This is a genomic window from Paenarthrobacter sp. TE4293 (assembly GCF_050435325.1).
GTDB classification, from domain to species: Bacteria; Actinomycetota; Actinomycetes; order Actinomycetales; family Micrococcaceae; genus Arthrobacter; species Arthrobacter nitroguajacolicus_C.
In genome coordinates this window covers 69,181-84,495 of the sequence record NZ_JBNJRY010000004.1, presented here as the reverse complement: position 1 = coordinate 84,495, position 15,315 = coordinate 69,181, and the positions used below count along the sequence as shown (strand labels likewise).

10 protein-coding genes are annotated in these 15,315 nt (G+C 64.0%); 6 read left to right on the top strand and 4 right to left on the bottom strand.

Features of this window, described 5'->3' with window-relative positions:
- Nucleotides 1–281 precede the first annotated feature (281 nt).
- The 4 genes from serA to metG all read left to right on the top strand — a co-directional run bounded on the left by serA (nucleotide 282) and on the right by metG (nucleotide 7,249).
- Nucleotides 282–1,877, top strand: a complete 1,596-nt coding sequence (serA, locus tag QF015_RS09245) for a phosphoglycerate dehydrogenase (protein ID WP_310208734.1) — start codon at nucleotides 282–284, stop codon at nucleotides 1,875–1,877.
- 215 nt (nucleotides 1,878–2,092) lie between these two features.
- Nucleotides 2,093–4,903, top strand: a complete 2,811-nt coding sequence (locus QF015_RS09240) for an FtsX-like permease family protein (protein ID WP_429388558.1) — start codon at nucleotides 2,093–2,095, stop codon at nucleotides 4,901–4,903.
- Nucleotides 4,900–5,655, top strand: a complete 756-nt coding sequence (locus QF015_RS09235; protein ID WP_310208730.1) for an ABC transporter ATP-binding protein — start codon at nucleotides 4,900–4,902, stop codon at nucleotides 5,653–5,655. The genes QF015_RS09240 and QF015_RS09235 overlap by 4 nt, the downstream gene beginning before the upstream one ends.
- A 34-nt stretch (nucleotides 5,656–5,689) precedes the next feature.
- Nucleotides 5,690–7,249, top strand: coding sequence for a methionine--tRNA ligase (gene metG, locus QF015_RS09230; protein WP_310208728.1), 1,560 nt, complete (start codon nucleotides 5,690–5,692; stop codon nucleotides 7,247–7,249).
- A gap of 128 nt (nucleotides 7,250–7,377) precedes the next feature.
- Here metG and QF015_RS09225 read toward each other — a convergent pair whose 3' ends face one another.
- From QF015_RS09225 to QF015_RS09210, 4 genes are all read right to left on the bottom strand, one after another.
- A complete protein-coding gene (locus QF015_RS09225) occupies nucleotides 7,378–9,846 on the bottom strand; it encodes an ABC transporter permease (RefSeq protein ID WP_429388555.1) in 2,469 nt (822 codons plus the stop codon).
- 3 nt (nucleotides 9,847–9,849) lie between these two features.
- On the bottom strand, nucleotides 9,850–10,644 hold the full coding sequence (locus tag QF015_RS09220; protein ID WP_429388552.1) for an ABC transporter ATP-binding protein: 795 nt from the start codon (nucleotides 10,642–10,644) through the stop codon (nucleotides 9,850–9,852).
- An 88-nt stretch (nucleotides 10,645–10,732) separates the two neighbouring features.
- The gene (locus QF015_RS09215; protein WP_429388549.1) at nucleotides 10,733–11,446 is read right to left on the bottom strand and encodes a response regulator; all 714 of its coding nucleotides are present in this window, start codon (nucleotides 11,444–11,446) and stop codon (nucleotides 10,733–10,735) included.
- Between the two features lie 3 nt (nucleotides 11,447–11,449).
- Complete coding sequence (locus QF015_RS09210) at nucleotides 11,450–12,634, bottom strand: sensor histidine kinase (RefSeq protein WP_310208719.1); 1,185 nt, start codon at nucleotides 12,632–12,634, stop codon at nucleotides 11,450–11,452.
- Between the two features lie 125 nt (nucleotides 12,635–12,759).
- On the opposite strand from QF015_RS09210, the gene QF015_RS09205 reads away from it, so the two are divergent.
- Together QF015_RS09205 and QF015_RS09200 are read left to right on the top strand one after the other, a co-directional pair.
- Nucleotides 12,760–13,812, top strand: a complete 1,053-nt coding sequence (locus QF015_RS09205; RefSeq protein ID WP_429388545.1) for a 3-isopropylmalate dehydrogenase — start codon at nucleotides 12,760–12,762, stop codon at nucleotides 13,810–13,812.
- A gap of 120 nt (nucleotides 13,813–13,932) precedes the next feature.
- Entirely contained in the window at nucleotides 13,933–15,045 is a 1,113-nt protein-coding gene (locus QF015_RS09200; protein WP_429388543.1) for a branched-chain amino acid aminotransferase, read from the top strand.
- Nucleotides 15,046–15,315: the final 270 nt, after the last annotated feature.

The following is a 15,315-nucleotide window of genomic DNA, read 5'->3' as shown; positions in this document are numbered from 1 at the left end:
TCGTCGCTTGCGCCCACGGCGCATGCCAGCACGACGCCCGCCCGGCGGACAAAGCCGGGCGGGCGTCGCCGTATCACCAGCAAGCCGACCCCGTTTTCAGCAGCCACCTTTGTTGTGAACTTCTTCACAACGGCTGGCAGTCCGGCCGTAACATCACCGGCCAGCACCGGAATCCCTGCCCGGATTCGATATTCTGGGCTGGTCCCGGCGCCGTGCCCCGGGCCACGCATCCGCTCCTTGTCCAGTTCTGTCCCAAGTTGTCCAAAGTAAGGTGCCACCCCGTGTCAGCCAGCAAACCCGTCGTCCTCCTCGCCGAGGAACTTTCGCCCGCCACAGTCGAGGCTCTGGGCCCGGACTTTGAAATCCGACAGACCGACGGCGCAGACCGTTCCCAGCTGCTGTCTGCCATCGTTGATGTTGACGCCATCCTGGTCCGCTCGGCCACCCAGGTCGATGCCGAGGCCATTGCCGCTGCGAAGAACCTGAAGGTCATCGCCCGCGCCGGTGTTGGACTGGACAATGTGGACATCAAGGCCGCCACGCAAGCAGGTGTCATGGTGGTCAACGCCCCGACATCCAACATCGTCTCCGCGGCTGAACTCACGGTTGGCCACATCCTCAGCCTGGCCCGCCACATTCCGCAGGCCAGCTCCGCGCTCAAGAACGGCGAGTGGAAGCGCTCCAAGTACACCGGCATCGAACTTTTCGAGAAGAAGATCGGCATCATCGGCCTCGGCCGGATCGGTGCCTTGGTGGCAGCACGCCTCCAGGGCTTCGACACCCAGATCCTTGCGTACGACCCCTACATCACCGCTGCCCGCGCAGCCCAGTTGGGCGTCAAGCTGGTTACCCTGGATGAACTTCTGGAAAACTCAGACTTCATCACCATCCACATGCCCAAGACGCCGGAAACAGTGGGCATGCTCGGCGCCGATGCCTTCCGCAAAATGAAGGAAACCGCCTACGTGGTCAACGTGGCCCGTGGCGGCCTGGTGGATGAGGATGCCCTGCACCTTGCCCTGAAGGAAGGCCAGATCGCCGGCGCCGGCGTGGACGTCTTCGTGAAGGAACCCAGCACCGACCTTCCGTTCTTCGAATTCGACAACGTCATTGTCACCCCGCACCTGGGCGCTTCCACCGATGAAGCACAGGAGAAGGCCGGCGTTTCCGTGGCCAAGTCGGTTCGCCTGGCACTTGCCGGCGAACTGGTTCCCGATGCCGTGAATGTTGCCGGCGGGGTCATCGCTCCGGATGTCCGCCCGGGTATCCCGCTGATCGAAAAGCTGGGCCGGATCTTCACCGCCTTGACCCATGCATCCCTCACCCAGATCGACGTCGAAGTGGCGGGCGAGATTGCCGCCCTGGACGTCAAGGTGCTGGAACTGGCGGCGCTGAAGGGCGTCTTTGCCGATGTCGTCACGGAGCAGGTCTCCTACGTGAATGCACCGGTCATCGCCGAACAGCGCGGGATCAACACCCGCCTCATTGCTACGCCGGATGCCGAGGACTACCGCAACGTCCTGACCATCCGCGGGGCGCTCAGCGATGGCTCCCAGATTTCCGTTGCCGGTACCCTCACGGGTCCCAAGCAGGTGGAGAAGCTCGTGGGCGTCAACGGCTACGACGTCGAGATCCCCATCAGCGAGCACCTGGTTGTTGTGGCCTACGCCGACCGTCCCGGCGTGATCGGCACCATCGGACACATCCTGGGCATGAACAACATCAACATCGGCGGCATGCAGGTGGCCCGCCAGACTGAAGGCGGCCAGGTCCTCGCGCTCCTGACCATCGACAGCTCGGTTCCCCAGCAGGTCCTGGAGGCCATCAAGGCCGGTATCGGTGCCGACATGGTCCGGGAAGTGGATCTGGAGGACTAGGACTGCACCTGATTTTCATCAGCTAAGTTCGCGTGCCGGCGACACACCTTTGGCACGCAGGAGTGGCCGGTCTGCTTACAATGGCTGGGTCCGGGATTCGGACCCGGCAGCAGGCCGGCCACAACTTTTGCACATACAGCCCGGTATTCCCCTGTGTCTTCTGAGGAATCACGGACTCTGTGTGCGCGCCCGCAATCAAGGTCTCAGGGAGCCCAATGAACGCCGTCCAAAGGTTCATCAGAAGCCGTGTGCTGCTGCTGACCGCGGCCATTTTGATCGTCGCAATGTGCTTGTCCGTCCTCGTCCAAAGCCAGTCCCAGGCGGCTTTGAACCGGACAGTGGATGAGAACTCGCGGGGACTCTACGACATCCTGGTGCAGGCCAAGCCTGACCAGGCCCAAGACGGCGACGGCGGTGCATTGATCCAGCCGGAAATAGCCAACGGCCAGGGCGGCATCAGCTTTGAGCAGTTGGAGAAGATCCGGACCATGGGCCAAACGGCCGTGGCCGCACCCATCAGCCTGGTCTCGCGCGTATCCCAGAACCTTGAGGCTCCACGCCTCAATGCGATGGACTACCTCGGGTACAACGCGGGACTGGCCGGAGCCGTGACGGCGGGGGACCCCTCCGCCATGGATTCCAGCAAGTGGCCTGCTGCGGAATCGGTGTTGTCCTACACTCCCAAGAAGTACCGGCTGACCGCTTCTGCCACGAGCTCCGACGGAGTCAACCAGCAGACGCTCTTCAAGACCAGCGCCGAAGGCACCTTGGGCAAAGGCCGTTTGGTCCAGGAGCAGGCTGCCGGCGGCACCAACGTCAGGATCGCCGGACCCGATGGCGAGACAGGCATCAAGTTCCCGGCTCCCGCGCTTGGATCCGAGCACAACCTTTTCAATCTCTCCGTCGCGCTGCCCATGGCCCCTGAGGTGACCGAGTCCGTCGTCGCGGTCGATCCCGCCGCCGAAAGGGCGCTGCTGGGTTCCGCTGGCGACTTCCTTGCCCCGCTGGAGAAGGCTCCGCCGGCTGACGCGCGAGACGCAGGAGCCATCGGCCGTCACTTCGAGAGCCTCTTCACCACCGGCCTCAGCATGGACCAATTGGAAGAAGGGCCTGACTTCCTGGGCGTCAAGCTCAAGTACTGGGCACCGTTGATGACCCAATACCAGCAGGCCAAGCGTGACGGTTTGCTGACCGACGATTCCCAGGCCATCCCGCTGATCGTTCGTTCGGGCACGTCCCTGGACCTGCAGTACTCGGTGAAGATCGAGGAACTGGATTCGAGCGGCAAGGTGGTCAACGAGGTCGGCACGGTGACGCGCTCCCTGGACAAGGACTACCTCCCGTTCGTCTCCAAGTCCCCGTTTGCCCTTGAATGGCCGGGTTCGACCGACCACAGCAAGTTGTTGGGCAGCACCGCCTCCTTCAGCCAGGGCCTGTACAACCCGGCCACGTGGAGCACGGCTTTCGCGGCCGCCCCGCAGTACAAGGACGGCGACGAAGCCTCCAACGGTGCTTCGGATAAGAGCGCGACGCCGGGTGACTGGGTGACGGTCAACCGCTTGCCGGAGAAGTCCTCCTTCGGTGCAGCCGTTGACCAGACACAGCGCAAGCCGGTTGACGAGCGCTCCTACCGGGAAGACCTGGAAACGGGCAAGAAGCCGGCCGCACCGCTCCCCATGGTCTACGGCACCTTCGACCCCGCCGATGTCCAAGCTGCGGCCGGGGACGTCAACAAGCTGCCCCTGGGCGGTTATGACCCCACACCGATGACGCTCAGCAAGGACGCTGAGGGCAAGGACGTTGAGGGTACGGAACTGAAGCCTTCACTGAGCGCTACAGGTCTGGTCAGCCAGTCCGCCGGTGCCATCACCGACTACTACGGCCTTGCCGCAGCGCGTGGGTATGACACCAACGCCGACGTCATTGACGCCATTCGGGTCAAGGCGTCCGCCAGCGGCAACTGGAAGACGGCACAGCCCGAAGTGGAGAAGCTGGCCACCCAAATCCGCGAACTCGGCCTTGAAGCCACCGTCGTGGCCGGCTCCGCACGCGAAGACGCCAACATCTTCGTCCCCGGTTACAGCAAGGACGACGCCGGCAAGGAGTCGCCGCTGGGCACCGTCCAGCAGTCGTGGGTCCGCCAGGATGCGGCAGACGCCGTTTCCGGGTCACTGACCGGCACCAACATCACCCTGCTCTTCCTGACGCTTTTGGGCGCAACGCTCCTGACGGGTGCTTCGACCGTCAGTTACATCCGCCAGCGCCGGAGCGAAGCAGGCATCCTCAGGGCGATGGGCTGGACGCAAAAACGCATCCGGTCCTGGGTCCTTGAAGAGTTCGCGGTGGGCGCTGCAGCCCTCGCCGCGGCCGGGATTATCCTTAGCCTGCTGAGCTGGAACATCGCTACCGTGATCGTGTCCGTCACGATGCTCATCATCTACAGCGGAGCTGCGCTGCTGGCAGCCCAGCAGCTGCGCCACCGCGTCGTCATCGACCAGGAACCGCAGCACGATGATCGCCTGGTGACCGTGGACTCGCCGTTGACGTTCGCCAACAGGCAACTGACCACCAACAGGTTCAACTCCATCTCCTTGGCAGTGGCTGTGGGCGTGTTCGGTGCCGCAGTGGGCGCGTTGATCGCCCTGCTGATCGATATTCCACGGGCAGCCGGTGCCAGTGCCTTGAGTGGCCTGGCGGCTGCAAGCATCGCGCTGCCCAGCGTCATCCTGGCGGTCTTCGGCGTCGTGGTCGGCCTCCTGCTGACCCTTGTTACCGGACGCTTTGAACTCCACGCCAAGCGGGAGTACCTCGGTACCTTGAAGGCCATGGGCTGGAACCCGGACATGCTGGGCCAGGTCCGTTTCTTCGAGAACGCCCTTGTAGGCACAGTGGCACTTCCCTTGGGCGTCCTCGGAGCCCTGGGACTTGGCCTGCTGCTGGCTCCCTACGCGGCCCTGTGGGCCGGACTGGCCGGTCTTCTGGCCGTAATTTGCTGGATTCCGATTGCAACGAAAGTAGTCAAATGACTGACAAACTCAACCCCGAGCTGACGGCCACCCCGGAATCCACGGAAGAGTCGCTGCAGACCCGCGCCAACACCATTGTGAAGGCCGCCGACCACGCGACTCCCTTGGAACTGAGCCGGGTGACCATCCACTACGGCGGCGACAAGGGCGGTGCCGAGGAAGTGGACGTCGTCGACGACTTCAACCTCACCCTGCACGCCGGGGAGATGCACTGCATCGCCGGCCGAAGCGGCTCAGGTAAGACCAGCATCCTGACGGTGAGCGCCGGACTGACGCTCCCGACGTCGGGCAAGGTCTTCTGGGAAGGCGTGCCGTTGGACACCATGGGCGATGACGAGATCGCCGACCGGCGCCGCGCGCTCATCGGCTACGTCGACCAGGGTGGCGCCCTCATCGACGGAATGAGCGCCCTCGAAAACGTCCTGCTCCCCGCCGTGCCCGATGGCGAAGTGGAACAGCGGACCGAAATGGCCAAGGACCTCCTGGACCTGGTGGGCCTCGGACGCCGTATGCGCCACCGTCCCGCCCAGCTCTCCGGCGGTGAGCGCCAGCGCGTCGCGATCGCCCGTGCACTGATCCTGGGCACCCGTGTGCTGGTGGTGGATGAGCCTACGGCCAGCCTGGACCGGGCTGCTGCCAACCGCATCATCGGGATCCTCAAGGACACCACCAGCGATGGCATCGCCGTCCTGGTGGCTTCCCACGACCACGAACTGGTCCGGCTCAGCGATACGCTGACCGAACTCAACTAAGCTATTCCATCCCAAAAAAAGGTAACTTCTTAGAGTGACGTCTCCAGAGAAATCCCCGTTCTACATCACTACCGCAATCAGCTACCCCAATGGCGTGCCGCACATCGGCCATGCCTACGAGGTCATTGCGACTGATGCCATGGCGCGTTTCAAGCGCCTTGACGGCCATGAAGTGTTCTTCATGACCGGAACGGACGAGCACGGCCTCAAGATGCAGCAGTCTGCCGAGAAGGAAGGCCTGACCGCCAAGCAACTCGCCGACCGTAACTCGGCTGCGTTCAAGCAGATGAGCCAGGACCTGGGGATCTCCCACGACCGATTCATCCGCACCACCGACCAGGACCACTACGCCGCGTCCCAGGCCATTTGGAAGAAGATGGAAGCCAACGGCGACATCTACCTTTCGAAGTACGAAGGCTGGTACTCCGTACGTGACGAGGCCTACTACGTCGAGGACGACACCGTGGTGAAGGATGACGGACTCCGGTACTCCAAGGAGACGGACACCCTGGTCACGTGGACCGCGGAGGAGAGCTACTTCTTCAGGCTCTCCAGCTACCAGGACAAGCTCATTGCCCTGTATGAGGCGCAGCCGGAGTTCGGCGCACCCCAGTCCCGCTTCAACGAGGTCATCAGCTTCGTCAAGCGCGGTCTTGAGGACTTGTCCATCAGCCGCACCACCTTTGACTGGGGCGTTCCGGTTCCGGGCGACGAGAAGCACGTCATGTACGTCTGGGTTGACGCCCTGACCAACTACCTGACGGGTGTTGGCTACCCGGACACCGAGTCGGAGTCCTTCAAGAAGTTCTGGCCGGCCGACGTCCACGTGATCGGCAAGGATATTTCGCGGTTCCACGCGATCTACTGGCCGGCCTTCCTTATGAGCGCCGGGCTTGAACTGCCGCAGCGCGTCATGATCCACGGCTTCCTCACCAACAACGGTGTCAAGATGTCCAAGTCCTTGGGCAACGTCGTGGCTCCGCAGGACTTCGTGGCGCAGTATGGCCTGGACCAGTGCCGCTACTTCTTCCTCCGCGAAGTTCCGTTCGGCGCGGACGGCAACTACAACCACGAGGCCATTGTGGGCCGCATGAACTCCGACCTTGCCAACAACTTCGGCAACCTTGCCCAGCGTTCGCTGTCCATGGTGGCGAAGAACTGCGATGGCAAGGTTCCGGTGCCCGGAGAGTTTACTGCTGAAGACACAGCCTTGCTGGCGCAGGCGGGGGAGTTGCTGGAAACGGCCCGCTCAGCGTTCGACAAGCAGGAATTCAGCCGTGCCCTGGAAGCTATCTGGGCTGTGTTGGGCGATACCAACGCGTACTTTGCAGAGCAGGCTCCGTGGGTCCTCCGGAAGACGGACATCGACCGCATGAACACGGTCCTGTACGTCACCTTGGAAGTAGTACGGATCGTGGCGATCCTCGCGCAGCCGGTCATGCCGTCGTCGTCCGCCAAGCTGCTCGAGGTCCTCGGGCAGGCAGAAGGTGCGGCCCGGCAGTTCTCCGCCATCGCCACGCCCATTGTGGCAGGCACGCAGTTGCCGGCACCTGCGCCGGTCTTCCCGCGCTATGAAGAGCCGGCCGAGGCCTGACACCCCGGACGCTCTCTCACCTTTTACGTCCTCACGCGAAACGCTCTCTCACATCCTGCCGGTCTTCTGGCGGGAAGTGAGAGAGCGTTTCGCGTTAAGGGTGGTTAGGTGAGAGAGCGTCCGGTGGCTTACGCGGTGGCCAGACCCTCGACCGGTGACAAGCGTGCAGCGCGCCGGGCCGGGATCACAGATGCCAGGAGCCCTGCCACCACGGCCACGCCGAAGACAGCGGCCAGCTGCAGCCACGGAACGGCCGGAACAACGCTCGCCACGCCGCCCAGGGTTGCCTGCGCCCCCAGCCATCCGTAGACGATGCCCAGGCCCGCACCCATGATGGCAGCGACTCCGGCGACGAGCACAGCTTCAATGGCCAGCATGCCGCGCAGTTGGCCCTTCGTGAGGCCGAGTGCCCGGAGCAGCGAATTCTCCCTGGTCCGTTCAAGGACCGAGAGGGACAGCGTGTTGGCCACGCCGATCAAAGCAATCACCACGGCGACACCGAGCAGCCCGGTAACCACCAGCAGCAACACGTCGATGATGCTGTTGAACGTCACCCGTTCGATGGCAGCGCCGCTGACAGTGCGTTCCTGCACGCCCAGTGCCGCAGCAATCTCTTTCTGGATGGCCTGCACCCGGTCCGTGGACACGGAATCATCCAGTTTCACCCACACCATGGACGCCGTTTCCGGCAGCGGGGAAGCGGCGATGCTGGAGCTTTCCACGAACGCCGGGACGTGGCGGGTCCGCAGTACCTTGGCGTCAAGCGCAACCGTTCCCGCCGCCGTCGTGATGGTCGCTTTTCCTTCGGGTGAGTCTTCGGGAAGGTAGACCGTTCCCGGAGCTGGCTTCAGGTTGTTGTCCCGCAGCACGGAGGCAGCGTCGGCAGCGGAGAGGCTGTAAATGGTGCTGCCGCCCCCGGGAGTCTCCGTATCGGTCAACGTCCCCACGGCTTGAAGCACGACCGCAGCACTGACGCCGTCGAGCGCTTTGATCCTTGCAAGGGACTGTCCGGGGTCGGCCGAACCGTCCACGGCGGTCTGTGCTGCAAGGTCCACGGGGTAGTTCTCGGCCAGGGTGTCGTTGAACGCCTGCCGTGAGGTGGCGGCGCCGGTCATCATGAGCGACACCAGGGTAACGCCGATGAGCAAGGCTGCGGCGGTCGCCGACGTCCGGGCGGGGTTGCGCGTCGCATTGACCGCTGCAAGCCTTCCCGGGACGCCTGCCGGTGCGGCGAGACGGCCGGCGAGGGCCACTACCGTGGGGATGAACAGGGTGGAGCAGAGCAGGATGCCGACGAACGAGGCAGCACCACCCAGCAGCGCGACCCCCAGTGATACGTTCATGCTGCCGTAAACCAACAAGGCCGTTCCACCGGCCAAGGCCACCAGGCCCAGTACCAGCCGGACCCTGCCGCGCTTGTTGCGGACAGATGCGTCATCGCTGGGCCGCAAGGCGGCAAGAGGTGCGACGGCGGTGGCCGCCTTGGCGGGCACCAGTGCCGCGACGATGGTCAACAACGTTCCGGCGATCAAGCCCGCAATAATGGCCGACGGCGGTACCGCCAGCGTCGCGAAGGCCTGTTCGGGCTGGGACTTGGCCCAGGCAATCAGACCGGTCATCAGACCTATTGCGGCAAGGACGCCGAGCACGGAGGAAAGGAATCCGACCACCAAGGCTTCGAGCATGACCGACCCGCGGATCTGCGCCCGGCCGGCGCCGAGGCAGCGCAGGAGCGCCAGCTCCCTGGTCCTTTGGGCCACCAGTACCGAGAAGGTGTTGGCCACCACCAACGTCGAGACGAGGATGGCAACGCCGGCGAAGGCGAGCAACACGATCGTCAGCTGGTCCTGCCCCGCGCTGAGCATGGCCACGGTGGACGTGACCTTCTCCTGCGCGGTCTCCAGCACCGGCTCGATGGCGCCCGCTGCTTCCATGCGATGGGTGATGTAGTCCTTGGCGGCGGGGACATTCTCGCCGGACTTGAGCGCGAACTGCACTCCGGTAAAACCGGAACCCGCGTCCTGGACCGCGTTCACGACCGACTCGGACGCCACCAACTGCGCTGCCGATGACGAGAAAGGATCGTTGGTGGCTTGGATCAGGCCGGTGATGGTCACCTTGGCATTCTTGACAGGTCCCGCCCCGTGCAGCTCAAGCGTGCTGCCAACGCTGAGGCCCAGATGCCCGGCCGTCTTGACGTCGATAACAGCCTCAGAGGCCTTCGACGGCATGGACCCGGAAGAAAGCACGGCACCTTCCAAGGCGGCGGGCGCTGCATTCCGCAGCCGGCCATACTGCTCTCCGCCGCCGGCCTCGAACGTGACGTACGTGGAACGCTCCGCGTAGCTTTCCTCCACTGCCGGGGAGGACGCGGCGGCATCCACAGCAGCCTGGGAAAATGCTTCGCCGTTCTTGGACGTAGCAACGAGGTCGGCGTTACGGTAGGCCTCGCCGATACTGGCGCCCAAGGAAGCATTCGTGCTCGCACCCACCATCAGCGTGGCGGAGAGGAACATCACGGACAACATGACGGCGAGGCCGATGGCGATAAACCGCCGGAAATGCGTCGTCAGTTGGGAAAGGGCAACACGCAGCATGCCTCAGGCCCCCAGCTTGCCGAGGGCGGCCAGGACGGAGTCCGCCGTAGGGTTGTGGATCTCGCCCACCAAGCCGCCATCACTCATCAGCACCACCCTGTCCGCATAGCTGGCGGCCACGGGGTCATGGGTGACCATGATGATGGTCTGGCCCATCTCCTGGCTGCTCCGGCGAAGCAACGCCAGTACTTCGCCGCCGGCCTTGGAGTCGAGGTTTCCCGTGGGCTCATCGCCAAACACGACGTCGGGACGGGTCAACAGTGCCCGGGCTACTGCCACGCGCTGCTGCTGGCCACCGGAAAGCTCATGGGGACGGTGCTTCAGGCGGTCCTTCAGCCCAAGGGTGCCGACAACGGTATCCAGCCATCCGGTGTCGGCGGTGGTTCCCGCCAAGGCGAGCGGAAGAGTGATGTTCTGTTCGGCCGTCAACGTTGGCACCAGGTTGAACGCCTGGAAAACGAAGCCGATCCGCTCCCGGCGGAGCGCGGTGAGCTGGCGGTCGTTGAGGCCGGTCAACTCCGTGCCACCCAGGACGATGCGGCCGGAATCCGCCGTATCAAGGCCGGCCAAGCAGTGCATCAGGGTGGACTTGCCCGAACCGGATGGCCCCATGATCGCCGTGAACTTTCCGGCGTCGAAGCTGACAGTCACGTTGTTCAGTGCAGTGACGGTGGTATCAGCGCGGCCGTAGCTCTTGGTCAGCTCATGGGCTTCGACGGCAGGACGGGCCTGGCCGTCAGCCGGGCCTGCGGGCCGATCGGTTCCTGACGGGTTGGACAGAGGCGTGAATGTTGTCATGGTTCCACGCTATGTTTTGCTGCCCGCCGGCGGGATCGGGCCAGGGGCCCATTGTCCGGCAAGCCTGCTCATACCGTGGTCTGAGCTGTCAGGTCCCCGGAGCTACGACGCCGGTCTCATAGGCGATGACCACCACCTGGACCCGGTCCCTGGCGCCCAGCTTGGCAAGAATGTGCCCCACGTGCGTTTTCACCGTGGCTTCAGAGAGGAACAATCCCGCCGCGATCTCGGGATTCGACTGACCCTGGGCGATGAGTTGGAACACCTCGCGCTCGCGGGCTGTCAGGCGTTCGACGGCGGCAGCGTGCTCAGACTGCTCCGGGGTTTGCGTCCTCAGGAGCGGTGCCACATGATCCAGCAAACGGCGGGTGGTGGAGGGAGCGATCACAGCGTCCCCACGGTAGACGGTGCGGATGGCTTCCAGAAGTTCTTCAGGTGGCGCGTCCTTCAAGAGGAACCCGCTGGCGCCGGCCTGGATCGCGGCGAGCGCGTACTCGTCCAGATCGAAGGTGGTCAGGACCACGATTTTGATCTCCGCGCGTTGGGAACCGGCGGGCTGTGCCGCTGCCTGTTCCAGGATGCGCCGGGTGGCTTCAATGCCGTCCATCCCCGGCATGCGCACATCCATCAGGACAACATCGGCTGCGGTTGCACCCAGTGCCTGGACAGCCTCGATCCCGTTGCCGGCCTCGGCCACTACTTCAAGGTCCGGCTGCGAATTGATCAGCATGCCAAACCCCGAACGGACCAAGTGCTGGTCATCAACGAGCGCAACCCTGATGGGTGCAGGAACTTCTGCCATTGGTTAGGCCTCCGAATACGGGATGAAAGCGGACACGCGGAAACCGCCGCCCTGTTCCGGGCCTGCGGCCAAGGAACCATCGTAGAGCGAGACGCGCTCGCCCATTCCCAGCAATCCGTTGCCGCCACCGGCCGCCGGTGGATCGGCAGCGGCGCCCCGGCCGTCGTCGACGATGTCCAGCTGCAGGCCGCGGGCCTGCCACGTGAGGGTGACGCCCGCCGTCGCTTTCGGCCCGGCGTGTTTCATGACGTTGGTGAGGGCCTCCTGGATGATTCGGTACGCCGTGAGTTCGGCGCCCGCAGGCAGCGCCCGGCGGGGGATGCCGATCTGTTCGAAGGCCACCTGCAGTGTGGCGGCGCGGAAACCCAGGAGGAGTTCATCAAGGTCCGAAAGCCTGGGCTGCGGGCGGGTAGGGGAGTCGTCGTCGGAGCGAAGGACCCCCAGCAGCCTCCTCATCTCACCCAACGAGTCCCGGCCCGTGGCGGCGATCGTGGCGAGGGCTTCAGTGGCGAGCTCCGGTTTCGCTGCGGCTGCGTACCGGGCGCCATCGGCCTGGGTGATGATGACCGACAGTGAATGCGCCACAATGTCGTGCATTTCCCGGGCAATGTGGGAGCGTTCATCGGCAGCGGCCAGCTTTCGCTCCTGCAGTTGTTCGACTTCAAGCCGCCGGGTCCGGTCCTCCAGTGCCTGCAGCTGGAGCCTGCGCACCCTTGTCAGATCGCCCAGGGTCCAGCTCACCAGCACCAGCATCCAGATCAGGACCGTGTACAGGGCACCAATGGTCAGACCCATGATTCCTGATTCGACAGTGGTCGAGTACAGCCTGGTGGTGAGCATGATGCCCCCCACCAGGCCCGCAATAAGGACAGTCCGGCTGGCCCATGCGGGTCCGTAGGCGGCGGTAGCGTAGATGACCAAGGGAACGGCGATTTGGCCGGCCACTGGTTCGGCGCCCACCGCCCACTGGATGAGGCAAACGAGGATGACGACGCCGGCCGCCGCGGCCGGGCGGGTGCGGCGCCAGGCGAGGGGGAGCAGGAGGCTGCAGGACAAGAGGGACAGCCATGGCCGGTCGGCCAGTAAGTACACCGGCCCGAAGAGGAGGATCAGCAGGCACGTTGCCGTCAGGTCGACGATGAAGCGGTTGATCCTGAACCATTCGTAAACTGCGTGCCTTCTATCCACGCTTAGACTCTATGCGCTTGTCCCCGGAGCGGGCATCATGCTGTGGTCTGATCCGGGGCGGGAATGGGTGTTCGCAGAGTGAGACGATTTTGACCAGCATGTGGATTGCTTGGCTAGATAGAACCATGAGTGCAACGTCCATCAATCTCGCTGTCATCCCAGGCGACGGCATTGGCCCCGAGGTCATCGCCGAAGCTGTCAAGGTCCTCGAAAAGGCTGTAGCCGCAGAAGGCGTTGCCCTTGAGCTGACCCATTACAAGCTCGGTGCCCAGCACTGGCTTGAGACCGGCGAGACACTCCCGGACGAGGTCCTGTCGGACCTGCGCACCCGCGACGCCATTCTCTTTGGAGCAGTCGGCGCCGCACCTGGTGATACCCGGATTCCGTCAGGCATCATCGAGCGCGAAATGCTCCTCAAGCTCCGCTTCAGCCTGGACCACTACGTGAACCTGCGGCCCTCGCGACTGTACGGAACGGTCGGCAGCCCCTTGGCCAACCCCGGCGCCATCGATTTCATTGTGGTGCGCGAAGGGACCGAGGGTCCCTACGTTGGCAACGGCGGAACCCTGCGCGGCGGTACCCCCCACGAGGTAGCCACCGAAGTTTCCCTCAACACTGCCCACGGCGTAGAGCGCGTTGTCCGCGATGCGTTCCGTCGTGCCAACGATCGTCCGCGCAAGCACGTCACACTCGTCCACAAGCACAACGTCCTGGTTTTCGCCGGCCACTTGTGGAAGCGCACCGTCGAAGCAGTGGCCCAGGAATTCCCTGACGTCACCCACGACTACCTGCACATCGACGCCGCCACCATCTTCATGGTGACCGAACCTTCCCGCTTCGATGTCATCGTCACCGACAACCTCTTCGGCGACATCCTCACCGACCTCGCTGCTGCCGTGACCGGCGGCATCGGCCTGGCGGCATCGGGCAACATCAACATGGACCGCACCGCGCCGTCCATGTTTGAGCCCGTCCACGGCTCCGCTCCGGATATCGCCGGACAACAAAAAGCCGATCCCACCGCGGCCATCCTCTCCGCAGTGCTCCTCCTGGACCACCTTGGCTACACCACGGCGGCCCGAAAGATTGAAGCGGCAGTCGTCGCCGACGTCGAAAGCCGCACCGGCGCGCCGCGCAGCACAGCTGCCATCGGCGATGCCATCGCGGCCGCACTTTAGGCCCATTACTCAGGCGTAAGCTTGTCTTGAATTATTTACCTGCTTCCCTGGTCCATCGCTGAACCACACCCTTTTTGGGGACCCGGTTCGCCCTGCCAGGTAGCTGACTGTGGAGGAAACATGACTCAGACTGCCCATGGCGTCGAATTCAGCCAGCAGCTTTCGGAAACCCCGAAGTCTGCTGAGGAGCGTGCAGCCGTCCTGGCGAACCCGGGATTTGGCGACTACTTCACCGACCACACCGCCGTCGTCGACTACAAAGTTGACGCCGATGGCAATGGCGGTTGGCAGAATGCCCGGATCGAACCTTACGGACCGATTTCCCTGGATCCCTCTGCTGCAGTGCTGCACTACGGCCAGGAGATTTTCGAGGGCCTGAAGGCCTACCGCCACGCCGACGGTTCCGTCTGGACGTTCCGTCCCGAAGCCAACGCCGCGCGCCTGAACAAGTCGGCCCGCCGCCTCGCGCTGCCGGAACTGCCCGAGGAGTACTTCCTGGGCGCCATCCGTGAACTCGTCCAGGCTGACAAGGAATGGGTTCCCTCCGGCGACGGCGAGGCCCTCTACCTGCGTCCGTTCATGATCGCCACGGAGGCCTTCCTTGGTGTTCGTGCCGCCCGTGAAGTGTCCTTCCGCGTCATCGCTTCTCCTGCCGGCAACTATTTTGGCGGCGAGCTCAAGCCTGTCTCCATTTGGATCTCCCGTGAATACGCCCGTGCGGGCCGCGGTGGAACCGGTGCGGCCAAGTGCGGCGGCAACTACGCTGCGTCCCTGATTGCGCAGCAGGAAGCCGAAGCGAATGGTTGCAAGCAGGTACTGTTCCTGGACCACTTCAATGATGACGCGGTGGAAGAACTCGGTGGCATGAACGTCTTCTTCGTCATGAAGGACGGCTCACTGGTGACTCCCGCCCTCAGTGGCACGATCCTCGAGGGCGTCACGCGCATGTCCGTCATCCAGGTGGCCAAGGACATGGGCCGCGAGGTCTCCGAACGCAAGATCACCCTCGACGAGTGGCGCGACGGCGTGGCTTCCGGGGAAATCACAGAGGTCTTCGCGTGCGGCACCGCGGCCGTGATCACGCCGATCGGCGTCCTCAAAGATGCCACCGACTTCATCGGCTCCGAGGACGCGAAGGCCGGCGAAACCACCATGGCCATCCGCGAGCAGCTCCTGGGCATCCAGACCGGCAAGGTCGAGGACCGCCACGGCTGGCTGACCCGCCTGGTCTAGCCGGCAACAACCCACAACGCCCGACGGCGGCCCTTCCCTTGGCAGACAAGCGGAAGGGCCGCTGTTCTGCTCCCCGGACGCCCTCTCACCTTTTGTCCCTTTTTTGAGGACGCTCTCTCACCTTTTGTCGATTTATTCAGGACGCTCTCTCGTACCCCACGTTGGGGGCCTCCGGGACGGTGACAGCCGCGCCTTAGTCGGGTGTCGGCGTCGAGTCCCTTAATGGGGTGGCTGGTGAGAGAGGGATGGCTGGGTGGGGGTGGTTGGTGA